This window comes from Streptomyces sp. UNOC14_S4 (assembly GCF_020740835.1).
GTDB lineage: Bacteria > Actinomycetota > Actinomycetes > Streptomycetales > Streptomycetaceae > Streptomyces.
Genome location: NZ_JAINFC010000054.1, coordinates 1 through 24,353 on the forward strand (window position 1 = coordinate 1; position 24,353 = coordinate 24,353).

18 protein-coding genes and 1 pseudogene are annotated in these 24,353 nt (G+C 71.9%); 7 read left to right on the forward strand and 12 right to left on the reverse strand.

Annotation, left to right across the window (positions count from 1 at the left end):
- Positions 1 to 331 precede the first annotated feature (331 nt).
- Positions 332 to 1,462, forward strand: coding sequence for a hypothetical protein (locus K6I34_RS07525; protein WP_229323465.1), 1,131 nt, complete (start codon positions 332 to 334; stop codon positions 1,460 to 1,462).
- A 78-nt stretch (positions 1,463 to 1,540) separates the two neighbouring features.
- Positions 1,541 to 2,137 (forward strand): HD domain-containing protein, encoded by a 597-nt coding sequence (locus K6I34_RS07530; RefSeq protein ID WP_229323466.1) that lies wholly within the window; start codon positions 1,541 to 1,543, stop codon positions 2,135 to 2,137.
- A gap of 13 nt (positions 2,138 to 2,150) precedes the next feature.
- Here K6I34_RS07530 and K6I34_RS07535 read toward each other — a convergent pair.
- Positions 2,151 to 2,748, reverse strand: a pseudogene (locus K6I34_RS07535) (TetR/AcrR family transcriptional regulator).
- Between the two features lie 69 nt (positions 2,749 to 2,817).
- Here K6I34_RS07535 and K6I34_RS07540 point away from each other — a divergent pair.
- Entirely contained in the window at positions 2,818 to 3,678 is an 861-nt protein-coding gene (locus K6I34_RS07540) for a class I SAM-dependent methyltransferase (protein ID WP_229323468.1), read from the forward strand.
- 70 nt (positions 3,679 to 3,748) lie between these two features.
- Here the strand turns inward: K6I34_RS07540 and K6I34_RS07545 are convergent, their stop codons facing one another.
- From K6I34_RS07545 to K6I34_RS07560, 4 genes are all read right to left on the reverse strand, one after another.
- The gene (locus tag K6I34_RS07545) at positions 3,749 to 4,936 is read right to left on the reverse strand and encodes a GDSL-type esterase/lipase family protein (RefSeq protein WP_229323470.1); all 1,188 of its coding nucleotides are present in this window, start codon (positions 4,934 to 4,936) and stop codon (positions 3,749 to 3,751) included.
- Between the two features lie 62 nt (positions 4,937 to 4,998).
- Positions 4,999 to 5,568 (reverse strand): TetR/AcrR family transcriptional regulator, encoded by a 570-nt coding sequence (locus K6I34_RS07550; RefSeq protein ID WP_229323472.1) that lies wholly within the window; start codon positions 5,566 to 5,568, stop codon positions 4,999 to 5,001.
- 163 nt (positions 5,569 to 5,731) lie between these two features.
- Positions 5,732 to 6,835 carry an alpha-hydroxy acid oxidase gene (locus tag K6I34_RS07555; RefSeq protein WP_229323473.1) on the reverse strand — a complete coding sequence of 368 codons (1,104 nt, stop codon included), beginning with the start codon at positions 6,833 to 6,835 and terminating at the stop codon, positions 5,732 to 5,734.
- Positions 6,836 to 7,005: 170 nt separating this feature from the next.
- A complete protein-coding gene (locus K6I34_RS07560) occupies positions 7,006 to 8,322 on the reverse strand; it encodes a YhgE/Pip domain-containing protein (protein ID WP_229323475.1) in 1,317 nt (438 codons plus the stop codon).
- Between the two features lie 182 nt (positions 8,323 to 8,504).
- Between K6I34_RS07560 and K6I34_RS07565 the strand changes: the two genes are divergently transcribed.
- Both K6I34_RS07565 and K6I34_RS07570 read left to right on the forward strand, forming a co-directional pair.
- Positions 8,505 to 9,173 carry a MerR family transcriptional regulator gene (locus K6I34_RS07565; RefSeq protein WP_229323477.1) on the forward strand — a complete coding sequence of 223 codons (669 nt, stop codon included), beginning with the start codon at positions 8,505 to 8,507 and terminating at the stop codon, positions 9,171 to 9,173.
- 109 nt (positions 9,174 to 9,282) lie between these two features.
- The gene (locus K6I34_RS07570; RefSeq protein WP_229323479.1) at positions 9,283 to 10,092 is read left to right on the forward strand and encodes a phosphotransferase; all 810 of its coding nucleotides are present in this window, start codon (positions 9,283 to 9,285) and stop codon (positions 10,090 to 10,092) included.
- A 220-nt stretch (positions 10,093 to 10,312) separates the two neighbouring features.
- Here K6I34_RS07570 and K6I34_RS07575 read toward each other — a convergent pair whose 3' ends face one another.
- The 4 genes from K6I34_RS07575 to K6I34_RS07590 all read right to left on the reverse strand — a co-directional run bounded on the left by K6I34_RS07575 (position 10,313) and on the right by K6I34_RS07590 (position 14,941).
- The gene (locus K6I34_RS07575) at positions 10,313 to 11,488 is read right to left on the reverse strand and encodes a serine hydrolase (RefSeq protein WP_229323481.1); all 1,176 of its coding nucleotides are present in this window, start codon (positions 11,486 to 11,488) and stop codon (positions 10,313 to 10,315) included.
- Positions 11,489 to 11,620: 132 nt separating this feature from the next.
- Positions 11,621 to 13,135 carry a CoA transferase gene (locus tag K6I34_RS07580; protein ID WP_229323483.1) on the reverse strand — a complete coding sequence of 505 codons (1,515 nt, stop codon included), beginning with the start codon at positions 13,133 to 13,135 and terminating at the stop codon, positions 11,621 to 11,623.
- 5 nt (positions 13,136 to 13,140) lie between these two features.
- Complete coding sequence (locus K6I34_RS07585) at positions 13,141 to 14,169, reverse strand: 3-hydroxyacyl-CoA dehydrogenase family protein (protein WP_229323485.1); 1,029 nt, start codon at positions 14,167 to 14,169, stop codon at positions 13,141 to 13,143.
- Between the two features lie 34 nt (positions 14,170 to 14,203).
- On the reverse strand, positions 14,204 to 14,941 hold the full coding sequence (locus K6I34_RS07590; protein WP_229323487.1) for an acetoacetate decarboxylase: 738 nt from the start codon (positions 14,939 to 14,941) through the stop codon (positions 14,204 to 14,206).
- A 142-nt stretch (positions 14,942 to 15,083) separates the two neighbouring features.
- Here K6I34_RS07590 and K6I34_RS07595 point away from each other — a divergent pair, with 142 nt between their 5' ends.
- Positions 15,084 to 15,980, forward strand: a complete 897-nt coding sequence (locus tag K6I34_RS07595) for a LysR substrate-binding domain-containing protein (RefSeq protein WP_229323488.1) — start codon at positions 15,084 to 15,086, stop codon at positions 15,978 to 15,980.
- Between the two features lie 215 nt (positions 15,981 to 16,195).
- Here the strand turns inward: K6I34_RS07595 and K6I34_RS07600 are convergent, their stop codons facing one another.
- A complete protein-coding gene (locus K6I34_RS07600; protein ID WP_229323490.1) occupies positions 16,196 to 16,858 on the reverse strand; it encodes an RES family NAD+ phosphorylase in 663 nt (220 codons plus the stop codon).
- Complete coding sequence (locus K6I34_RS07605) at positions 16,858 to 17,688, reverse strand: hypothetical protein (RefSeq protein WP_229323492.1); 831 nt, start codon at positions 17,686 to 17,688, stop codon at positions 16,858 to 16,860. The genes K6I34_RS07600 and K6I34_RS07605 overlap by 1 nt, the downstream gene beginning before the upstream one ends.
- Before the next feature lie 209 nt (positions 17,689 to 17,897).
- On the opposite strand from K6I34_RS07605, the gene K6I34_RS07610 reads away from it, so the two are divergent.
- Positions 17,898 to 22,214, forward strand: a complete 4,317-nt coding sequence (locus K6I34_RS07610) for a trypsin-like peptidase domain-containing protein (protein WP_229323494.1) — start codon at positions 17,898 to 17,900, stop codon at positions 22,212 to 22,214.
- A 15-nt stretch (positions 22,215 to 22,229) separates the two neighbouring features.
- Here the strand turns inward: K6I34_RS07610 and K6I34_RS07615 are convergent.
- Positions 22,230 to 24,353, reverse strand: a 2,124-nt coding sequence (locus K6I34_RS07615) for a type I polyketide synthase (protein ID WP_229323496.1), incomplete at its 5' end; no start/stop codon positions are given.

The window sequence follows — 24,353 nt, forward strand, 5'->3', positions numbered from 1 at the left end:
GCTCTTGACATCCCGCTCAGCCCGCCGCGTCTCCACGACGAACCGGGACCTGCTACCGGGCACTCCGGTGTCTACCCGCACGGGACTCCCACCCGTAAGCCTGGACCAGCTTTCAGGACGCAACATGATCAGGGATCCTAGACTCGCCCGGCCGCCGTCAGGCACGCCGAGCCATCTCCGGACGCCCGTCCCCTTCGGCATGGAATCGGTCCGACAAAAGAGCAATCTTCACCCACACAGGTGAACCACCCGGATTCACAGTCCGATTGTCACGAAATGCCGCTTCCATGAACCTGTCATCACGAAGCCACGCGCGCATCAGGGGGAGCTGTTGGACCGCCGTACTTTTCATCGTCGGCTGCTCGCGCTGGGCGGTCTGACCGCCGCCGGGGCACTGTTCGGAGGGCCGGCGAGCACAGCGGCCGGGCATGGGGAGGGGGCGCCGTGCCGACGGTCGGTGGTGGAGCACGCGTTGCCGCCCGCCGCGGAGACGCACGAGATCGTCAAGTTGCCGGACAGGCCGATGGCTCTGGTGTCCCAGATGTCCAACAGCCGTCTGGTGAAGCTGGCCCTGGACCCCGACACGGAGCAGGTGACCGGCGTCGAGGCGTTCGCGCTGGGCGCGGCGGACTCGATGCTGCACGGGCTGGCGGTCTCCTCGCGTATCCCCGGGAGGATCTGGGCCACGCACGAGGGCGGGAACCGGCTGCTGCTGGTGGATCCCGTGGCGGACGCGCTCGATGCCACGCCGCGCGTCGAGCGGGAGATCGCCGTTCCGGGAGGTGGCCAAGGGCCGCACTACGTCAGTGAGTACGGTGACATGCTGTGGGTGACGCTCAAGGGGAGCGATCAGGTCCTGGCCCTGGACCACACGCGCCCGGAGCGCTATCGGCTCTTCCAGGCCGAGTCCCACCCCATTTTCGCCGCGCAGCACCCGGTGAGCGGGGAGTTCTACGTCAGCCAGGACGGCGCGAGTTCCGTGCTCCGGATCGACCCGGTGAGCGGACGCACGGCGCAGATGCCGATCCCGGCGGACCGGGGCAGTACGCCGGTCGGGCTGATCAGCGGGGCCGGTGGGGTCTGGGTGGTGCTGCTCGGCACGGCGCAGGCGGGCACCGGCGCGTTCGGCCGGATCGACGAGAACGGACAGATCGCCTGGCACCGGCTGGGCGCCCCGCAAGGGCGGTCGGCGGGCCTGCTCCACCTGGCCTTCGATCCCCCGGGCTCGGCGCACGGGCGGGAACCCGGTCTGTGGCTCCTGGGCTCGTCGATCGTCTCCGACACCGCGCAGGACCTCATCATCCGGGTGCGGTTCGACTCGTCGTGGACACGGATCATCGGGGAGGAGTACGCGCTGCTGCCGACACAGCGGTGCAAGGCGCACCGCCTGCTGCCCCTGCACAACAGTGTGCTGGCCACCGAGCTGACGACGGCCACGGTGGCGCAATGGACGCGGTGCTGACGGTGCAGCTCTCCCGGCCCGGGGCCCGGGCCCCGGGCCGGGAGTCACGAGCATACGTTCGTGGGTGAGAATCAGGCCATGAGACTTGATGATCTTGTTGTGCCGGACTCCGCCGCGTGCACCGCTGCCCTGGAAGTGGCGGGCGCCTACTGCTCGCCCGCTCTTCTGAACCATTCGGTCCGCTCCTACCTGTGGGCCGCGGCCCATGCGACGGCGAACGGCATGGCCTTCGACGCGGAGTTGCTCTACGTCGCCTCCCTGCTGCACGACATCGGCCTGGTGCCGGCGTTCGACAGCCACACCGTGCCCTTCGAGGAGGCGGGCGGCCATGTGGCGTGGGTCTTCGGGGCCGCCGCCGGGTGGCCGGAGGAGCGGCGCGAGCGCGTCTCGGAGGTGATCGTCCGCCATATGTGGAGCAGCGTGGACGCGTCCGAGGACCCGGAGGGCCATCTGCTGGAGTACTCCACGTCGCTGGACATCTCGGGGCGGCGCGTGGACTCGCTGCCCGAGCGTCTGCGTGCCGAGGTCCTGGAGCGCTATCCGCGTCTGGGACTCGCGGACGAGTTCGCCTCCTGCTTCAGGGACCAGGCCGCGCGCAAGCCGGACAGCTCGGCGGCCTCGGCGGTCCGCGCGGGGATCGCCGAACGCGTCGCCGCGAACCCACTGGGCCACTGACACCCCGCAGGCATCACGGCGACGGGTGTCGTACGACGCCCGCGACGACCGCGGCCACGACCTTGCGGACGGCGCTCGCCTCCGGCGGGGCGCTCTCCCGGTCGGCGAACAGCAGGTGTGCCGCCCCCACCAGCGTGGGGGCGAGCGTGCCGACGTCGGCGTCGGCGCTGATGCGGCCCAGTGCGCTCGGCGGCGAGGTAGGAGGCGATCGCCTCCGTGGCTTCCGTCAGGAGGGGGATGCCCGTCGGCACGACGTCGCGCAGCCGGGCGCGCAGGGCGTCCCGGGAGATGACGAGGCCGACGACCGCCACGGCGATCGAGTCGAGCAGGTCCGTCAGGGCGCCGGTGAGACGGTCGGTGACGGTGCCGGTCCCGGCTGTGTCCCGGAGGACGGTGGCCCGGTCGGCGATCCGGGCGATGCGGTCCCGTACGAGCTCGGCGAGGAAGGCGTCGAAGTCGGCGAAGTGCCGGTGCAGGACGCCCTTGGCGCAGCCCGCCTCCGCCGTGACGGCCCTGCTGGTGAGCGCGTTCGGCCCGTCCCGGAGCAGGACGCGCTCAGCGGCGTCGAACAGCAACTCGCGCACGTCGTGGAGGGCCACCCCTGTCGGCACCGTTCGTCTCCCCTCCCTCGCCCTCTCCGCCCCATTGACGAGTGGGCATGCGCCCACCACAGTGGGCGCATGCCCACTTTACCTCCGCGACGGGTACGCCCGCCCGAGAAGAGCCCCCATCAACACCGGGACGTGGCCGAGTCGTTCGGCACCGATGCCGAACGCTACGACCGTGCCCGGCCCCGATATCCCGAAGGCCTGCTGGAGCGGATCACCGCGAACAGCCCCGGCCCCGACGTCCTCGACGTCGGGTGCGGCACCGGCATCGCCGCCCGGCAGCTCCGGGCAAAGGGCCGCCGCGTGCTCGGTGTCGAGCCCGACGCGCGCATGGCCGATATGGCACGGCGGTTCGGGGTCGAGGTCGACGTGGCGACGTTCGAGACGTGGGATCCGGCCGGCCGGGAATTCGACGCGGTCGTCGCCGGTCAGGCCTGGCACTGGATCGACCCGGTGGCGGGAGCGGCCAAGGCCGCGCGAGTGCTCCGGCCCGGCGGCCTGCTGGCGCTCTTCTGGAACGTCCACCAGCCCCCGCCCGAGGTGACGGAGGCGTTCGTGACGATCTATCAGCATCTGGTGCCTGACTCACCGTTCGATCTCCGGGCAGCGGCGCGGCAGAGTGCGGAGAAGAGCTACTACCGGCCCATGCTCGCCAAGGCCGCCGACGGGATGCGGGAGGCGGGCGGGTTCGGCGATCCGCAGGAGTGGCGCTTCGACTGGGAGTGCTCGTACACCCGGGACGCGTGGCTGGACCAACTGCCCACCCAGGGCCCTCTCACACGGTTCCCGCCGGACAAGCTGGAGCAGATACTCCAGGCCGTCGGGGCGGCCATCGACGCGATGGGCGGCAGCTTCACGATGCGGTACGCGACGGTCGCGGTCACCGCGCGACGGGCAGGCGGACGTCCTGACGGGGAGCCCCGCCTGCCCTGAACGTGCCCTGGAGCCGGGCGGCTTCAGCAGAGGTGGCGGGCGTAGACGTCCGTGACACGCCGCGGGTGTGTCAGGCGCTGCGGTCCGCGAAGGGGCCGTCGGCGGTGAAGGCCAGCTTGGCGAAGCGTTCGCCCATGCGGCGGTGGGTGGCGGCGTCCGGGTGGAGCCGGTCGGGCAGCGGCAGTTCGGCGGAGTCCGCCTCGCCGTAGAGCTCGCGACCGTCGAGGTAGTACAGGTTCGGGTCCTCGGCCGCCCGCTGCTCCACGATCCGGGCGAGCTCGTCCCGGATGACGCCCAGGGTCAGCTTCCCGCTCGCGCGCTCCGCGGGATCGCCCGTGGCCCGGAACCGCAGCTGTCCGGCGCTCAGCGCGGTGAGGTCCGGGGCGCTGGGCCCGGGTGTGTCCTCGTGGATGGGGCACAGGACGGGCGACACGACCAGCAGCGGCGTGGTGGGGTGACCGTCGCGGACGGTGTCGAGGAAACCGTGGACGGCCGGGGCGAAGGCACGCAGGCGCATCAGATCGACGTTGACGAGGTTGATGCCCATCTTGACGCTGATCAGGTCGGCGGGGGTGTCCCGCAGGGCGCGGGCGGTGAACGGGTCGAGCAGGGCGCTCCCGGCCAGACCCAGGTTGATCAGTTCCACGCCGCCGAGGGAGGCGGCGAGCGCCGGCCACGTGCTGGTGGGACCGGCGGCGTCGGAGCCGTGGCTGATGGAACTGCCGTGGTGCAGCCACACGGCGCGGCCCTGGTCGGGTACGGGCTCGACGGGGGCATCGGTGCGCAGGGCGACGAGTTCGGTGGTCTCGTTGTACGGCAGCCAGATCTCGACGTCCTTGGCGTCGTCGGACAGGCCGGCGAAGCGCAGGGTGCCGACCGGGCCCGACTGCCGAGTGGCGGACCCGGTGGCCAGGTCGATGGTCAGGGTGTTGCCGCCGGTCGCGCTCCCCCGGCCTGCCGGACGGCCGTCGACGAGCAGTTCATACACGCCGTCGGGGCGGGGCGGGGCACCGATGTAGACGCGTTTGGTGGGCAGCGTGTCCAGCTCGACGGCGGTGGCCCGGGTGCGGAAGACGAGGCGCACGCCGGAGGGCTGGGATTCCGCCATCGCGAGCTGCGGGTCGGTGTTCTGGGAACGGGCCCGGGCGGGGAGCCGGTGCGGCAGCACGCCGTGGGCGGTCCGCTCCAGGTCGAGGGCGCCGCGCAGGAGGTCCGGGGTGATGGGGGTGGTGATCCAGTCGATGGGCGTGGTGTGCATGGTCTCGGCCTGTCGGTGTGTCAGCTCGTCGGCGGGCTGTGGGTGTCTCAGCCTGCCGGTGGTCAGGGTGCGGGCCAGTTGCGCAGCAGGGCGTCGAGGGCGTCCAGGGCCCGCGCCCAGGACTCCTGCGAGTCGGGGGCGCTGTGGCTGAATCCCCCCGCCGCCTCCAGGCTGACGTAGCCGTGGAAGACGCTGCCCAGCAGCCGGATCGCGTGGGTCTGTTCCGGTTCCGCCAGGTCGTAGCCGCGCAGGATCGCCCGCATCATCCGCGCGTGTCTGCCGCCCGCGCTGGCGGCCGCCGTCTCCGGGTCGAGCCTGAACCGGGTCGCGGCGTAGCGGCCGGGGTGCTCACGGGCGTAGTCGCGGTAGACGTTCGCGAAGGCGGTCAGGGCGTCCTTGCCCGCCCGCCCGGCCAGGGCGTCCGCGGCCCGGTCGGCGAGCTCCTCCAGGGCGAGCAGGGCGATCCGGGTCCTGAGGTCCTGGGAGTTCTTCAGGTGCGAGTACAGGCTCGCGACCTTGACGTCGAAGCGCCGGGCGAGCGCGGAGGGGGTCACGGCGTCGAACCCGACCTCGTCGGCGAGCTCCGCTCCCGCCCGGACCAGACGTTCCGTGGTCAGTCCCGCACGTGCCATGGCTTCCTCCCGTTCAGCTGAATTGATTATGCATATACCTAAAAGCTTTAGGCAAGTGGGATCCACTTTTAGTCGAGGCGTCCCAGGAGAGCAGGCGGGACGCCTCGACGGGAAAACCGGGAAAGAACGGGAAAGAGCAGCGGGAGGAGGAGCGGGAGACCGGTCACGCGGTGCGCGGGTGCAGCAGGCTCGCGTCCACCGACGCGAGGTCGGGGCGACCCGAGAGAGCCATGGCCGCCTCCAGTTCCGCGGCCAGGATCGACAGCACGTCGCGCGCGCCGTCGGCTCCCGAGACGGCCAGCCCCCACAGCACGGGCCGCCCCACCAGCACCGCCCGGGCACCGAGGGCCAGGGCGACCAGCACATCCGAGCCACGGCGGATGCCTCCGTCGACCAGGACCTCGCAGCGCCCGGCGACGGCGGAGACGACCTCGGGGAGCGCGTCGAGGGCGGTGACCGAGCCGTCCAGCTGGCGGCCGCCATGGTTGGAGACCACGATCGCGGCCACGCCGAGCTCCGCCGCGCGCGCCGCGTCCTCGGCCGCCAGCACCCCCTTCAGGACGATCGGGAGCCGGGTCAGCGACCGCAGCCAGGCCAGATCGTCCCAGGTGAAGGCCGGGTCGATGCGCCGGGCCACCTGTTGGGACAGCTCGGCCGGGCAGCCGTCGGCGAGCTGCTCGGGGAAATTCGCCGGTGCCAGTCCCGGGGGCAGGGCGAAGCCGTTGCGCAGGTCCCGCACCCGGCGCGCCTGGACGGGAGCGTCCACGGTGACGACGAGCGCCCGGTAGCCGGCCGCTTCGGCCCTCCTGACCAGGTCCTCGCTCGTGGCGCGGTCCCGGAAGACGTAGAGCTGGAGCCACAGCGGCCCCTGCGCCACGCGCGCGATGTCCTCGAGCCGCGTGGTGGCGAACGTACTGACCACCATCAGCGCGCCCGCCTCCCCGGCGGCACGGGCGCAGGCCGGTTCGCCCTCGGGCGTGACCAGGCCGTGGAAGGCCGTCGGCGCGACCGCGACGGGCAGCGCGACGGGGGAACCGAGCAGCGTGGTGCGCGTGTCGCAGCGGGAGACGTCGACGAGGACGCGCGGACGCAGCCGGTAGCGGCGGTAGCCGGTGAGGTTCTCGCGCAGGGTCGTCTCGTCGCCGCTGCCGCCGTCGATGAAGTCCCACGCCGACGGCTCGACCAAGGGGCGCGCCGCCGCGCGGTAGTCGTCCAGCGTGACCATGCTCCGGCCGCCGCCGGAGCCGGGAGAGTTGTCCACCGACACGACGGTCACCTCATCAGGCCCGCCGGACCGGGGACAAGCCCGCATCCGGCCAGCCCGGACATGACGCAAGGACGTGACGCAAGGACGTGACACAAGACGGCCGTGGCCCCTCCGGACCCGAGTGTCGGGTGCGGAGGGGCCACGGCCGTTTCGCGTGGTGTGAGCGTCCGTCAGGCGCTCGCGGGTGCCGGTTCCGCGTCGGCGGCCGGTTCCGCGGCCCCGGTGGGGCGCGGGATGCGGTGCAGGCCCTTGCGGTCGTAGATCCGCGTGGCGGCGAAGCCGAAGAGCAGGCCGGCTGCCAGGGCGATGCCCATGGAGACCCAGGCGCGGGTCAGACCCGCGTCGGCCTGGGCGTCGTAGTAGAGGATGGAGCGCATGCCTCCGGTGAGCTGTCGGAGCGGCTCGAACTCCGCGAGCGTACGGAAGAAGTCGGGCAGCGCCTGCAGCGGCACGGTCGCGCCCGAGGAGGGGACGGCCATGGCGACGAAGACGATGGCGGAGAGGAGCATGCCGGGGACGCCGAAGGCGGCCAGCAGCGCCAGGGCGCTCACGCCGACGGCGGCGATGGCGACCACAGAGTAGAGCCACAGGAGGCCGAGGTGGCCGGCGTCCATGCCGAGGATGCCGACCGTGGCGAGCTCGACGAGGGACCCCATGACCACGGAGAGGCCGAGCATGAGGACGGTGCCGACGGCCAGCGTGCGCACCCGGCTGGTGTGCTGGAGGGGCTTGCGCCGGCGGATGGGCCCGAAGTCGGCGTGCAGGTAGCCGAGCGCGGTGTCGACCTGGGAGTGCACGGCGTTGGCGCCGAGCATGCCGCAGACGACCAGGATCAGCGCGTAGTAGAAGGCGCTCAGGCCCATGGCGCTGTGCGTGCCGAGCGGGTGCCCGTCGGCGACCTCCACGGTCACGGGGTCGGCGAGCATCAGCTGGGCGGCCGGGGCGAGCTTGGCGCCCTGGCTGTTCGCCTGGCCGAGGAGCTGCTTGCCGAGCTGGGCGGAGGCGCCGTGGGCGGCCTTCTGCGTCGCCTGACTCGCCATGGAGGAACCGATGCTGCCCGCGGACTGGTTGGTCAGTACGGTCAGCTTCGGCCGGGCGGGCTGCTTCTGCTGCGGAGCGGAGAGCCCCGCCACCGAAGCGGTGAAGTCCGGCGGCACGACGAGCGCGCCGAAGAGCTTGCCCTGGCCGAGCCGCTTGTCGGCCTCCTGCTTGCTGAGGACCTGCCAGTCGATGCTGCGGTTGCCCTCGGCGGACTTCTCGATCCCCGAGACGACCTGGTCACCGAGGTTGAGGCGCTTGCCGCCCGTCTGGCCTCCCTCGTCGCTGTTGACGAGCGCGATGGGCAGGTCGCGCAGATGGCCCTTGGGGTTGACGTTGCCGCCCATGTAGAGCAGGGAGAACAGCGTGGCGACGACCGCGACGATGAGGCCGGTGCCGATCCACAGCTGCGGGCTGCGCAGCGCGGAGGAAGGCTTGGGGGAAGACATGATCGCTCCCGTGCGATGACATCGAGTAACTAGATAGCTAAGGTATCCAGAACTAGATAGTGGCAGTATCTTGCAGGGGTGTCCAATCGCCGACCGCGGACGACGCCCAGCAGCACGCAGCACCACCGGGACGACACCCGGCAGCACCACCGGCGGGAAAGCCGCCTGAGCGAGGAAGCCGCATGAAGATCTCGGAGCTCAGCCGCGCGACCGGCGTGCCGGTCGCCAGCATCAAGTACTTCCGGCGGGAGGGCCTGCTGCCCGCCGGGAAGGCGACGGCCGCGACGCTGGCCGAGTACGGGGAGCGGCATGTGCAGCGCCTGCGGCTGATCAAGGCGCTGACCACCCTGGGCGGGCTGTCCATCGCCACCACCCGCGACGTGCTGACGGCGGTCGACCGGGCCGAGAGCTCCGACGGTGCCCTCGGCGCGATCAGTTACGCCCTGCCCGTGCCCGTCGCGGCGTCCCCGGCCGGTGACGCGGACGGGGAGGCCGAGGCCGACGCGGCCGCGGAGGCGGAAGCGGAGGTGGCGGAGCTGATCGAGGCGATGGACTGGTGGACGCCCGCCTCGTCCCCGCACGTCCAGGGGCTGGCCACGGCGCTGAAGGAGCTCAGACGGGTCGACGCGGGATACGCGCCGGGGGAGCTCGCCGCGTACGCGGAGCTGGCCAATTCCGTCGCCCGCCTGGACCTGGAGCGCGCGGCCGCCTTCGACGACACGGTGGCCCTGGCCGAACAGGCGGTCATCGTCCTCGCCCTCTCCTCCCCCGTGCTGGAGCTGCTGCGGCGGCTCGCCCAGGAGGACCAGGTCCGCCGCCGGACCGGGCGCCGGGAGCCCGACGGCACGTGACCGCGGGACTGCCGCGGGACTGCCGCCGGGCTGTGCCGCCACGTCGCCGCCGGGCTGCCGCCGGGTAATAGAGGTGATCCCGGCCGGGCCGGTCGGCAGACTGTCGGCTGTGCAACGTGACGAAGAAGAGCAGCCCCTGTCCGGCGGCAATGTCAGCGCCGGTGTCGTCCGCGTCGGGAACACGGTCCGCCGCCCCGCCGGGCCGTGGACGCCCTCGGTGCACGCCCTGCTCACGCACCTCCACGAGGTGGGGTTCGAGGCGGCTCCCCGTCCCCTCGGCCTCGACGACCGGGGCCGAGAGGTCCTCACGTTCGCCCCGGGCCACGTGGTGTGGCCGGACCGGTTCTCCCTGCTGGAGCCGGACCGGCGGCTGGCCCGCGTCGCGCGCCTGATCAGGGACTTCCACGACGCCGTACAGGGCTTCGTCCCGCCCGCCGACGCCCGCTGGCAGGTCCTCGTCCCTGTCGGCGAACAGGCCGGAGGGCCGGGCGAAGAGAACGAAATCATCGCCCATCACGACCTCGCGCCGTGGAACCTCGTGGCCGACGACGGGGACCGGTGGACCTTCATCGACTGGGACACGGCCGCCCCCGGCACCCGTCTGTGGGACGTCGCCTACGCCGTGCACGGGTTCCTCCCCCTGTCCGCGCGGCCGGGTCTCCGACGCGCCGACGCCGTCGGCCGGCTGCGGGTCTTCGCCGACGCCTACGGGCTCGACGAGGCCGGACGCCGCACACTCGTCCCCCTGCTGGGGCGGCGTACGCGCGCCATGCACGACTTCCTGCGCGACCGCGCCGGCCGGGGCGATCAGCCCTGGTCGGCCCTCTGGGCACAGGGTCACGGTGGCATCTGGCGCGATGACGCCGAGTACATCGAGCGGCGGGAAGCGCTGTGGGAGCGCGCCCTGCTCGACGGCTGAGGCGCCGGGGACGGAACCTGTACCGGGTGGGCGCCTACGCTGTGGACCGGGTACGAGCGCTACTGGCGGCTCCTCTCCGTGATCAACGGCTGGCCCGCCCCGACGATGGGCCCGGCCGTGGAGTGGCTGATCGCCGCGCTGCGGGCCGAGCGGGCGTAACGCACACAACTCCAGGAGCGGGCCCGGGAACGGGCCCGCTCCCCGGGATCAGACTCCGGGATCAGCGCCGCACCGGCTGCTTCGCAGCGCAGAACTCGGCCTTGACCACGGTCTCCAGGTCGGCGTCCCCCCAGTCGCCGTTGGCGTTGAACACCGCGGTGTGGCGGCCGTCGGGCGAGGAGGCGGCCACGGAGAGGGAACCGTTGACGCTGCCGCCGTGCTCCCAGATGTACCCGCCGCACGGCAGGGTGGTCCTGAAGAGACCGAGCCCGTAGGCCTCGCCTTCCCCGGCCTCCTTCGCCGGCACCGCGGTCAGGAGTTCCTGCTGCTGCTTCTTGGGGAGCAACTCACCGCCCAGCAGCGCGCCGTAGAAGCGGTTGAGGTCGCCCACGGTAGAGATGATCTCGCCTGCCGACCAGATCCAGGAGGAGTTGAGCTCGGTGGTGTCCCAGATCTTCGCGCCCGGACCGCCGCCGAGATCGCTGTATGCGCGGCCGTGCGGGCCGGGGATCTGCGACGAGGTGCCCGGCAGGGAGGTGGCGCGCATGCCGAGCGGGCGCACGATGCGTCGCTCCACCTCACTCTCGTACGACGCGCCGGTCACCTTCTCGATGACCATGCCGGCGAGAACGTAATTGGTGTTGGAGTAGCTCCAGTCCGTGCCGGGCCTGAACTTCGGCGGGTGGGCGACGGCCGTGGCGACGAGGTCGGCGGGCTTGAAGGTGTCGTAACGGTGCTCGGGCCAGTCGGTGGTGCCTATCCGCTTGAAGAAGTCGTCGTCGAGGTACTCGTACAGGCCGCTGGTGTGGTTGAGCAGCTGACGGAGCGTGATCCCGCGCCCGTCGTTGCCGTTGCCGTGGACCACGCCGGGCAAGAGGCGTTCGATGCTGTCGTCGAGACGCAGCTTGCCCTCGGCCTCCAGTTGGAGAAGGACCACCGAGGTGAACGCCTTGGTGATGCTGCCGGCGCGGAATCGGTCCTCGGGGAGCCGCTTGCGTCCGGTGTCGCGGTCCGCGACTCCCGCGGAGCCGTTCCACGTCCCGTCGGCGTCCCGCACCTGCCCCAGCACACCGGGGATACCGGTGCGGACGTGGGCCTCCAGCGCCTCCTGGGTGGCGGGGTGCCCGGGGTGGGAGGCGCCCGCGTCCGCGGCGGCCGTGGTCGTCAGCACCGTCGTGGTCATCACGGCGGCCGTCGCCATGGCGACCAGCGCCTTCCGCAACGTTCTCGTTGCCATCTTCCTTCTCCTCATTCATCTCTGACATACCGGCAGGCGCCACAACCGGGAACGAATAAGGTAAGGCTAACCTAAAAAGATCAAGCTTGGCGGTGTGTCCGGGGCCACACCGCCAAGCTGTCGGTCAGACGGTCAGGCGGTCCGCGCCAGCCACTCGGGACGGCCCGAGCCGCGCGGTACGAGGACGGTGCGGAACGCGCCGGGGGTCTCGGACATGACGACCTGGTCGGTCACACCCTGGTAGCGGCCGCACGGCGTGTCGGCGGTGAAGGTGTCCGGGTCGAGGTACGCGTGCCGTTCACCGGTCCCGGCGACCTCGCGGGCGTAGTCCTTGTCCAGGACGCCCAGGCTCAGGATCCACAGGGCCACCCGGGTCAGGGAGACGTGGACGCGGTAACTGCCGCCTTCGGTGGCCCGGCGCAGCAGGGCGGCGACGATGCCGGTCGTGGCGAGCCAGGGCACCAGGTAGTCGTTGACGACCTTGATCGGGGGCAGCTGCGGGTTGTCGTCGGTGCCCTCCAGGTTCATCATGCCGGCCACACAGCCCGCGGTCTGGTCGAAGCCGACACGGTTGGCCCACGGGCCGCGCTGACCGTGCAGGCTGACCGTGGCGTGGACGATGCCGGGCCGGATCGCGGCGGCCTCCTGCGCGGTCAGGCCCATCCGCTCCAGGTAACCCGCGCGGTGGTTGGCGTAGAAGACGTCGGTACCGCGCAGCAGCCCGCGCAGGACGGCGGCGGCCTCCGGGTCGCGGGCGTAGTCGAGGGTGGCAGAACGCACGCCCACCTGGGCGGTGTTGTAGAGGATGTCGTTCTCGAACTGGCCCGGACGCCAGATGTTGAGGGCGTCGGCGCCGTGCTGGGCCATGGTGCGGCCGATGGCCGCGCCGGCGATGACGTGGCCGAGCCCCAGGGCGCGCACGCCGTCCAGCGGCTGCGTGGCACCCGGCGGCAGCGGCTCGGGGTCGCTGTCGCCGATCTTCTCGATCTCTATCAGGGGCATGTCGGCGAGCACGTCGCGGTACTGGCGGGTGTCGAGGAACTCCCGCGTGCCGCGCAGCATCGGCATCACGACTCCGGCGTCCGCGCCCGCCCGCTCCAGGTCGGCGGCGTCCCAGCCGGCGATGGCATTGGAGATCGCCAGGGCGTCGTCGGGCACGCCCAGCAGCTTGAGGGTGCGGGACTTCAGCGCCGGGTAGACGTTCAGCGGCATGACCCAGCGGCCGTCGCCCGCGCGGTAGAAGGACAGCGCGAAGGGGTCGTCGGGGGCGACGGTCGGATAGCCGTTGAGGGTCTCCCACTTGCCGTCGTAGAACGGGCAGAGCCGGTGCGGCGCCTTGCGCAGGTCCATGCCGATGTCCTGGCCGCGGCCGCCGCGGTGCTGCCACAGCTTGGCCAGCGCGACGGACTTGGCGGTCAGGCCGAGGGCGGGGGCGGCGGCGAGCCGCAGCGTCGAGGGGACGACGGGGTCCGCGCCGGTGAAGGTGACCGTGCCGCCCGCGTCCCGCCCGCTCATCCCGACGCCGTCGAGGACGTCGTCCAGGGCGGCGTGGATGTCGAAGTCGTCCGCGGCCTCGCCGGTGACCGGCTTGTCGAGCGCGGCCTTGATCCTGTCGGTGAGCATGATGCTGCCTTTCCGGTCGTTCATGTCGTTCACGCGTGTGCCGCGGAGGTCGCGGAGGCCGGGGCGAGGGCGCGCATCAGGGCGATCTGGGCGCGGTCGCGGCGGGCGGCGAGTTCGCCGACCGGTCCGTCGGCGAAGGCCTCCCGCGCCTGCTCGGTCAGCAGGGCGACGGTGGACTCGTCGAAGGAGGGGCTGCCCAGGCCCGGCCAGGCCGCCTCCATGGCGCGGCCGAGGTGCGCCAGGAAGTGCGGCAGGCCGTCGGGGCCGCCACCGAGGTGGAAGGTACGGAACGGTCCCGCGACCGCCCAGCGCAGGCCGATGGAGTCGGTGACGATGGCGTCGAGCTCGGCCTCGGTGACCACGCCCTCGGCCACCAGGTGCACGCACTCGCGGAAGAGCGCGGACTGCAGGCGGTTGGCGACGAAGCCCGGCACCTCCTTGCGCAGGATCTGCGGCTTCTTGCCCAGGGACGCGTAGAAGTCGCGGGCCCGCAGCAGGGTCTGCGCGGACGTCCGCTCACCGGGGACGACCTCCACCAGCGGCACGAGGTGCGGCGGGTTGAACGGGTGGCCCACGACCAGCCGCTCCGGCTGCTCCATCGCCTCGGCGATCGCGGTGGCGGGGATGCCGGACGTCGAGGTGGCCAGCAGGGCGTGGGCGGGCGCGGCCTGTTCGACGGCCCGCCAGATCCGCTGCTTCACGTCCAGCCGCTCGGGCCCGTTCTCCTGGACGACGTCCGCGTCCGCGACGGCCGTGGCCGGGTCGGCCTCGAAGCGGAGCCGGGCGGTCAGGTTCTCGGTGGGCAGGCCGAGTTCCGCGAGGGCCGGGGTGATCTCCTCCAGCCCGGCCAGGACCTGGTCCCGTACGTCGGGGCGCGGGTCGCTGACGACGACCTCCAGGCCGTGGGCGAGGAACAGCCCGGTCCAGGAGATGCCGATCACTCCGGCGCCGATGACGGCGGCGCGGCGACAGGCGGTGTGCGGGCCCACGCCGGTGGCTCCGCCTGCGGCCTCACCAGTGATCTCGCCGATGGCCTCTTCGGTGATGTCTGCGTTCATGATGTGCACCGCTTTCGTGTTCGTAGAGGGCCGCTCATCGGGCGAGGTAGTCGTGGACGACCTCGGCGGGGCTGAGGGTGAGGTCGGTGAGGATGTGGCTCGCGGAGACGACCTCCAGGACCGGCAGGTCCGCGAGCGGCGCCAGCGCGTGGGCGAACAGCTCCAGGCGGGCCGGGCCGTGGAAGGCGCTCTTGACCGTGATGTCGGTGATCTGGGTGCGGACGAGCTCGCAGATGCGCGGCTGCCCGTCGTAGCCGGGCACGACCTTGACCATGAAGGTGGGCGCGCAGATCTCCGCGCGGGCCTCGGCCGGGTCCATCGGGTGGTGCTTGTAGCCCATGGTCGCGGTGGCCACGCGCAGCGAGCCGTAGTCGAGGGTGCCGACGAGGGTGTCGGAGTCGACGTAGAGCCGGGGCGAGCCGCCCTTCTTCGGGTAGGCGCTCAGCTCCCGGCCGCTGGAGATGGCGGGGACGCTGTCGAGGTACATCGCGAGGTTGTACTCGCCGCGCTCGCCCTCGTACGCGACGGGGACGACCTGCCCCGCCTCCGTGTAGTCGCCGAGCCCCGTGACGTCGGGCATCCGCATGATCTCGAACCGCACCAGCGGCTCGGGCACCGTCAGCGGCTCGGGGACGACCCGGCGCAGGGCCTCGGGGTCGGTGCGGTAGGTGATGTTGAGGTACTCGCGGTCGGTGAACCGGTACCGGGTGGGGGCGAAGGCGGGTGCGTCCAGCGGGGTGGTGAAAAGCCGGGCGACGTCGTGCGTGTGCATGGATGGCTTCCTTGGAAGACGCCTGTGTCTGGCAGGACGGGGAGCGGGCCGTGTGCTCCGCTCAGCGCCTGTGATCAGTGCACTCCACGACATCCATGTCTGTCCAATATATGTTTCCGACCATTTCGATATGGTTGACCATATGGAGTTCACGAGACGTCTGCTCGAACAGTTCCTGGTCCTGGCCGAGGAGAAGCACTTCGGCCGGGCCGCGGAGCGCCTGGCGATGAGCCAGCCGCCGCTCAGCCAGGCCATCCAGCGCCTGGAGCGCGGCCTGGAGGTGACCCTCCTCGACCGCGGACCGGGCGGCATCCGCCTCACCCCCGCGGGCGCCGCCTTCGCCGGGGAGGCACGGCGGCTCCTGGACGCCCAGTCCGCGGCCGTCGAGCGCGTACGGCGCGTCGCGCGCGGCCTGGAGGGCGACGTGCGCGTGGGGTACGTGAGCATCCTCAGCCACCACCACCTGCCCCGGCTGCTGCGCACCGCGGCCGACGAGCTGCCCGGCCTGCGCGTGCTCGTGCATCAGGACACCACGGCCACGCTCGTCGACATGGTCCGCTCCGGCACCCTGGACCTCGCGTTCATACGGGACCCCTCCCCCGTCACGGACGAGCTGACGCTGCGCGCCTTCGCGGACGAGCGGGTCGTGGCGGCCCTCCCCCACGAGCACCCGCTGGCCGGGGCCGACGCGATCTCCCTGGGGGACCTCCGCGAGGACGCCTTCGTCCTCCCCAGCTCCACCACCCTGCCGGGGCTCGCCGCCCAGTCCCAACTCGCCTGCCGGGACGCGGGATTCACCCCGCACTGCCGTGTCGAGGCCGACGACCTCAGCGGTCTCCTCGGCTACATCGCCGCGGGCCTCTGCGTCGGCATCCTCCCGGAGGACCTGCGCCACTTCCCCGTCCCCGGCATCGCCTTCGTCCCGCTCCGCGAGACGTCCCCGTACCTCCGCACGACGGTCGCCGCCGTCCACCGCCCGGACGCGGACGCGGCGGTGCACCGGCTCCTGGATCTCATCGCCCGGCACACGGGCCGGTGACGGCCGTCACCGGCCGACGACGCGAAGACGGGGGCGGTGGCCTGGAGACCCCCGTGCTCCAGGCCACCACCGCCCGACGCCGCGAGCCCCGAGCGGCGTCCGTCCCGCCGAGCGGGCCGGTGACTCCAGTGAACCGGACCCGCCGGTCGCGGACCGGTCGTTCCCCGGGCGCGATCCGCCCCACCGCGGCGCGTGGACGGCGAAGGGCGGGGCGGTCATCGCCAGGGCGTGACGACGGCGGCCCGCAGTGGTACCAGGAGGCGGTTGACGGCGGCGACGCCCGTCGGGGAGCCGAGATCCCGGAACTCGTTCGCCGGGACGCCGACGAGGGGTTCCTTGCCACAGCGGTCGCGGAAGAGCACCGAGGCGAGGCGGGGCCGATGTCTGCGGGACTGCCAGACGAGACCTGTGGCCCCGGGGTCCTGGGCACGCATCTCGCTGGCCCAGCGCCGCGTCTTGGCGTAGCCGTCCCCCTCCGTCTCCAGCAGCCAGGAGTCCTGGCAGACGGCCGCGAGGTCCTCCTCGCTGATGAGGGAGATGAGCCGCTGGTCGAACCGTGTCCGCACCATGCTGAGGGCCTTGTTCGCGACCGCGGCGTACGGGATGAGGCGCATGCCCGACGCGGTGTCGAAGTCCAGCGAGCGCAGGAGCGTTTCGGCAAGGGCGGTGGCCGGGTCGCTGGCCAGGTAGATATACGGGTACGGGTCGTAGGAGGTCCCGTCGAAGCGGTTCCCGCCGAAGTGCGCGTCGACGGAGACGGGGTTGAACTGCTCGGCCGGCCGGGCCCTGCTGTGCACGCGCCACCAAGCGGTGCCCGCGGGAAGGGTGTAGGGATTGGGCCGCATCGCGTAGGCGGCGGGCGAGATGTTCCCGGTCATCAGTCCCCGTCCACCAGAGCCCGGGCCACACCCGCCAGGGCCTCGTCGGGCAGCACCCCGAGAAACGACACCGGTGGCCCGCCGAGCCAGGTGTTGCCGCTGAGCCACCAGTCCGCGGCGCCCCAGGGGTCGATGTGCGCGAGGAGCGTCCGATTCACCTGCCGCACCACGGGAATGGGCGCGCCACCGGGGCCGAGGGCGAACTGAAAGGCCGGATAGCGCGTACCGCGCACCGGGTCGTCGAGCCGGATCAGCTCACGGGGAGGCGGGCCGCCCGCGCAGCGGTCGCGTGCTTCCTCGGCCGAGAGCGAGGGCGCCCTCAGCAAGCGGCGCTGCACGGTGGCCACGATCGCGGCGGCCACGGGGTCGGGCTCCGGGACGGCCATGGGCTCGGTGAGCCTTTCTTCGGCCCACACTCCGGTCGGCGGGACAGGAGGGCCTGCCCGGCCGAGGGCCCGGGGAGGGCGTAGGTTCAGTGTTTTTTCGTCCCCCAGCTCTCCGTCCAAGGACGAGTCCGTGCCCTGCTCGCCCTCCGATGGCCTGGTCAGCACGGCGCCCGTCGCCGGCACCGGTCCCCTCGGCATCGCGGAGTCGGTGTAGGAGGACAGCAGAGCGTTGAGCGCCTGCCACACGGGATGACCGGCCGGAAGGGGGCCGAGGGCGAGCCGGATGTCGTGCATGGCTCGCATGGCCGCGGGGAAATCCCCGGCGGCGTCGGCGAGACGTCGCAGAGCGGCGTCGAGCAGAGCGCGCTGCTCGTCCCCGAGGTGCGCGCGGATGCTGTCCTGCTGGTCTCTGATCACCGTGCGCAGGTGTGCTAAATGATCCACCCCGTCCTCCTTTCGACCGGCCACCGGTCACCAGTCCAGACGCCTTCAACCGTACTGTCCGGTGCCCCAGGCCAGAACATGCCGAACTTCCGCCGCAGCACCGCGCATTGACCGGATTCCGACACCCGGTCCCCGCCGTACCAGGTGTCAGAATACGGAAGTTGACAACCGTGCCAGGGTGAACCCTGGGACTACTGCGGGGGCGTACGTTGACGGACAGCACCATGCGGGCGCCTGCCGAGGTCTCCCGCTCAGTGGCCCAGGTCTTCGACTCGAACGGCGGCGTGGCGGGAGCCGGCTTCCTGGTCGGCGCGGACGACGCGGATGTCGTCGTCACCTGCGCGCATGTGGTCGTCGCCGCCGGTTACGGCCCCGGTGACACGGTGTGGCTGGGCTTTCCGTACAGGGGGGTCGCGGGGCACGTCGAGGCCGAGGTGCTGGCCGGACCGTGGCACGCGCCGGACGCCGGGGACCTGGCCGTCCTCCGGCTGAACACCGCTCCGGCGGACATCGTGCCGCTGCGGCTCGGTTCGGCCGAGGGCTGCCGTGGCCACAAGGTCCGCGCCTTCGGCTTCCCGGCCCAGGCCCCGCCCGGCGGCCACTTCGGCTACGCGACCGCCGGTGATCTGCTGGCGAACGGAAGTGCCGCCGGACCGCTGCTCCAACTGGCCGACGCCAACGATCTGACCACGGGGTTCAGCGGCGGTCCGGTCATCGACGAGACCAGTGGGCTGGTCATCGGCATGGTCACCTCCATCGCCGCGCCGGACCAGCACCTCAAGGGGCTGTCCCTGGCCTACGCGACGCCCACGCAGGTCCTGCGTACGGCGTGGCCGGACCTCGTCGAGCGGCAGGTCCGGCCGTATCGCGGCCTGGAACCGTTCACCGTGGACCACGCCGACCGCTTCCACGGCCGGGACGCCGCGGTGGAGAGCCTGCTGAGCGCCCTCGGCGGGCAGCGGCGGCTGCTCCTGCTGCTGGGCCCGTCCGGTGCCGGCAAGTCCTCGCTCGTCCAGGCCGGTCTCCTGCCCGCCCTGGCCTCGGGCCGCATACCGGGCAGTGACCGTTGGCTGCCGGTGCTGGCCCGTCCGGGGCAGGACGTGCTGGCCGAACTGGAACGCGCGGGCCTTCCCGGAGCCGGTACGGAGGGTCTCCTCCCCGCCGCGGAGCGCCGGCTCGCCGCCGAACCGCGTCACGAGCGTCTTCTCGTGGTCGTCGACCAGTTCGAGGAGCTCCTCACTCAGCCGGACGCCGCGGACGGCCGGTCACCCCACGCCTGCGTGGCCGCCGCGAAAGCACTGCTGGAAGTCGTCGACTCGCACGCCCCGGTCACCCTGATCCTGGTCATGCGGGACGACTTCTACCCGCAACTCGCCGCCCTGGCCCCGGAGCTGCTGGAATCCGCGGCGCCCGGGCTGCTCAACGTGCCCGCCACGCTCAGCGTCCCGGAACTCCGGGAGATCATCACCCGTCCCGCCGAGACAGTGGGTCTGCGCCTGGAGGACGGCCTGCCGGAACGCATCATCACGGACGTCCTCGCCGCCCACCCCGCCCGGCAGGCGTCCATCACGCTGCTCCCGCCCCTGGAACTCGCGCTGAGCCAGCTGTGGGAACGCCGCTCGGACGGGCGGCTCACCCATCACGCCTACCAGCAGATCGGCGAAGTCACCGGCAGCCTGACCACCTGGTGCAACACCGCCATCGCCCAACTGCCCGCCGAGCACCGCCCGACGGCGCAGAGGCTGCTCACCGCGCTGGTACGGCCCGCCGACGAGAGCCGCGCCGTCCCCGCCACACGTCAGCAGGTCCCCCTCACCGGTCTTCGCGCGCTGGCGGCAGGCGGCGACGAGGAACACCCCGCGGCCGAGTCGCACTTCGACGACGTGCTCGCCGCCCTGACGCGCTACCGCATCGTCACCACCGGCACGGCCACACGGCCCGACGGAGCCCCCGGCGAGCCCACGGCGGAGCTCATCCACGACGCGCTCATACGCGACTGGAGCGATCTCCGCGACTGGGTGGCCCAGGACCACCGCTTCCAGGTCTGGCTGCACCGGACCGCGGAACAGCACCGACGCCACGGCGACAGCGGCCTCCCCGCGGACCTGCTCGACGGAACGGCCCTCGCGGAAGGCACCGATTGGGCCCGCAAGCGGCCTCTGCCGACGGAGATCGGCGCGTTCCTCACCGCCAGCCGAAAGCGCCGACAGGCCACGGCCCGCCGTAAACGGCGCCTCACCACATCCTTGATCGGCATTCTCGCGATCGCCCTGGTCCTCGGTTCCCTCTACGTCTACCAGCGACAGGTGACCAAGGAACGGAACGCCGTCGCCACTTCCCGTTCCCTGGCCCAGTATTCGGCCGACCAACAACGGATCGATCCCGTACTGGCCGCCAAGCTGGCCCTGGCCGCCTACGACGCGTCACCGACGCAGGAGGCACGCAACGCGCTGCTGCGCAACTACCTCGGCGTCACCGGGCTGCACCGGACCCTGTCGGGAGTCGCCGGTGGCATACGTTCCTTCCGGGCCAGCCGGAACGGCGACGTCGTGGCGGCGACCTCCCCTACCGGGAGACTGACGGTCTTCGTGCACGCCGTCACGGGCACGGTGCGCAGTCAGCAGACGACCACGCCGGTCCTGGCCGAGCGCGCGCTGGTGTCGGGCGACGGCAGGCGAGCGGGCGCGGTGCTCTCCGACGGCTCCATCACCTGGTTCGACGTCGAGGCGACAGGCAGCAGGATCCTCGGCCCTCCGCACCGCTTCCCGACCGGCCTGCAACGGCCCGCCGTCGGACGATTCACCGCGGACCTCTCGAACGACGGACACCTGGTGGCAGCCAGCGTATCCGACAGTCCGTCCACCATCACCTTGTGGAACGCGGACACCGGGCGGGCCGAAGGGAAGGTTCCCGCCCCGCGCGACGCCACGGGAGATCCCCGGTTCGGCCCCGACGACCGCAGCCTGCTGATCGGCACACTGGCGACTCGGAGTTCCTCGGTGGACATCGCGGAAGGGGTGGCCCTGGTGGAACTCCCCACTGGATCCGCGAGAAAAGTGGTGGACGGGGTCGATTACCGCACCGTTTCAGGGGACGGGACAGCCGTGGTGACCTGCAGGAGGAAGGGCAACCAGGTCACCATCAGCAGCATAAAGGTGTCCGACGGTACCGAGCAGGGCCGCTACACCAGCAGCGAAGACGGCATCATGTGCGGAAATATCGCGACGGACGACAAAGGACTCCTGACAGCCTTCAAACCGATGGATCTGCAGCTGATCGACATGAAACGGGGCAGGATCGCCTCCCGGCTCCACTGGAACTACCGCACTTCCCCGGATCTTCACCGGCTGATCACGAGCAACGGCAAAACCCTGCTGCTGAGCAGCGACGCCACCTCGCTGAACTACATCGACATCCCCGAGTCCGACCCCGGTGCGGTCAGCCAGGCGGTCACCACACGTGACGGAAAGCGTGAAATAGCGATCGTCGCATCGGGTTCCCGGATCCAGATCAGGGACACCCACGAGCCCGGCAAGGTCATCGCGGAGGCCGACCGCCCCGCTCCCGCCTGGAAGTCGAGCTCCCGTCCAGAACCGGCGTTGATCATCAGGCTCCATGAGGAGAGCGGCCTGCTGGCCGACCAGGTCGGCAAGGACGCCATCGCCGTCCGCGACGTCTCCTCGCTCCGGCAGCGGAGTCTCATCAGGCTGCCCGAGAGACCGGTGGACGAGCGTGCCGGTCTGGTCCATCGCTTCCTCTTCGGCAGGGACGGGAGTCTCATCACCTCCTCCGGCACCCTGATCCAGCAGTGGGACCCCCTGACCGGCCGTGAACTCGGGCGCTACGACGCCGCTCCTCTCGGGCTCGGGAAGGAATCCGCGTGGGGGGTGCGCAACGGGCCGTCCGACTTCACCTTCTCCGCGTACCCGGGCACGAGCAAAGTCGTGATCGCCTGGCCCGGCAACCCGGACATCACCGTGGTGGATCTCCGCAACGGCCATGTGTCTGCGCGCCATGCCATCGGCCCGGACACCGTGGCCGTCACGATCGACCCCGGCGGCCGCTACGCCGCCGTCCTGCGGCAAGGCTCGACCGTGGAGCTGTGGAGTCTCCGTCCGGCCCGCAAAGAGCTCGGCCCACTGCCCCTCACCGGAATGCAAGGGGACAAGAACGACGTGGGTGTCAGCGGCTTCCTCGACGACAAAGGGCGTTACCTCTACAGCTACGGGAACAAGGTGCGGATCTACCGCATCGGTGAGCACGCGTACGAAGCCTCCTGGGACCTCGGCGAGGAGGCCGGCACCTCCATCTACGACACCAGGAGAAAGCTCATCGGGTTCTCCGGCGACGGACACACCCTCCTGTTCACCACGGCCGACGATGAAGACATCCAGCCGTTCCCGCTCAGGGTCGGGGACTGGCGCCGCAAACTCTGCGACGTCATCGGAAATGACACATTCTCCCGGGAGGAACGAGACACCCTGCCCGCTCCTCTCCCCACCGGCCCGCTGTGTCAGGGGTCTTGACCGAAAGAATCCTGGTCACCCGGTTCCGTCCCCGCTCGTATGCGTACCGAGCCGTTCGTGGACCAGCCGCGCCAGCCGCCTCGGCGTGTGCCCGCTCGTGAGTTCCGTCGGGGAGATCTGGACGGCGAAGTGCTCGCGGGCGTGGAGGAGGAATTCGGTGCCCATGAGGGAGTCCATGCCGAATTCCTCGAGGCGGCGGTCGGGGTCGGTTTCCGCCGGGTCGGTGTGGAGGACGGTGGCGAGGATACGGGTCAGGGTCGCGGTGATGGTGTCGACGGCGTCCTCGGGGGTCATGGACGCGAGGGAGCGCAGCAGTTCCTCGCGGGTGTCGTCGGATTCGGCGGCGGTCGCCGGGACGAGGGGCGCGTAGCGCGGGGTGGCGAGGGACGGGAGGAGGCGGCGGGCGCGGGACCAGCGGTAGCGGCCGATGCCCGCGGCGGCGGTGCCCATGCCGAGGAGGTGGTCGGCGGCGGCGAAGGCCTCGGGCGGGGTGACGGGTTCGAAGCCGAGCGCGGCCATGGCCGGTCCGAGGTCGTTGCGGGCGACGTAGCCCGTCCCGGCGATCGGGCCCCAGGCGATCGCGGTGGCGGTCCGTCCCGCGTGGCGACGGGCCCTGGCCAGGGCTTCGAGGCAGGCGTTGCCCGCGGCGTACGGGGCCTGCGCCGGGTTGCCGGTGTGGGCGCTGACGGAGGAGTACAGCAGGAAGAGGTCCAGGTCGCGGTCGGCGGTGAGCCGGTCGAGGATCCCGGCTCCCGCCGCCTTGGGCGCGAGGACCGCGGCGAACCGCTCGTCGGTGAGGTCGGCGAGCGGGGCGTCGTCGAGGTGCATGGTGCAGTGGGCGACGCCCCGCAAGGGGTGGCCCGTGGCGTCGACGGCCGTGATCACCTCGCGTACGGCCTGTTCGTCGGTGACATCCGCGGCGTGGGCGGTGACGCGCACGCCGCGGCCGGTGAGCCGCTCCAGGACGGCTGCCGCTTCCGGTGCCCGGGCGCCGCGGCGGCCGACGAGGGCCAGGTGCCGTGCTCCGCGGTCGGCGAGCCACTCGGCGGTGGCGGCGCCGAAGCCGCCCAGTCCCCCGGTGACCAGGTAGGTGCCGTCGGGGTCCAGTTCCGGGGTAGCGGGCACCGGTTCGGCGAGGACCGGTTCGTCCGCCGGGTCGAAGGAGACGACGACCTTCCCCGTGTGCCGCGAGTGCTGGAGCAGCCGGAACGCCTCGTCGACCCGGGCCGCCGGATAGACGGTGTACGGGATCGGCCGGTACTCGCCGGCTGCCAGGCGTTCGGCGACGGCGCGCAGCAGCCGCGGACCGCGGACCGGGTCGTAGACGACCTTGTCCAGGTTGAAGCCGAGGAAGGTGAGGTTGCGGTGGAAGGGGCGCAGCAGGAGCGGGTTGTTGAGGAAGATGTCGCGTTTGCCGAGTTCGATGAAGCGTCCGTTGGGGCGGAGCAGATCGAGGCTGTGGGCGATGGCTTCGCCGCTGAGGGAATTGACGACGATGTCGACGCCCTGGCCGTCGGTCGCCTCGCGGACGCGCGGGGCGAAGTCGAGGGTGCGCGAGTCCAGGACGTGGTCGGCGCCGAGGGTGCGCAGCAGGTCCCGTTTGACCGCGGAGCCCGCGGTGGCGATGACGCGGAGCCCGAGGGCGCGGGCGCACTGGACGACGGCGTGTCCGACGGCCCCGGCCGCGCCGTGCACCAGGACGGTCTCGCCGGGCAGCGGGCGGGCCTGCTCGGCGAGGGTGTGATGGACGGTCAGGAAGGCGACGGGCAGGGTGGCGGCTCCGGCCAGGCTCATCCGGTCGGGGACGCGGAGCAGGCTGAAGCAGGGGGCGACGGTCTGCGAGGCCAGTGCCGGGGGCATCAGCCCACAGACGCGGTCGCCGACCGCGAGGCCGGTGACGCCCTGCCCGACCGCGCTGACGACGCCCGCGCCGTCGGTGCCCAGTCCGCGGCTCAGCGGGCTGCCCTCGACGGCCTCGGGCGGCAGGAGGCCGTTGGCGCGCATCGGGTCGCGGTAGTTGAGGGCGACGGCCCGTACGTCCACCACGACCTCGCCGGGGCCGGGGCGCAGGGGCTCGGTCTCGCGCCAGACGAGTCGTCGGGAGAGGCCGGGGTCGCGTACGTCCAGGATGAACGGCAC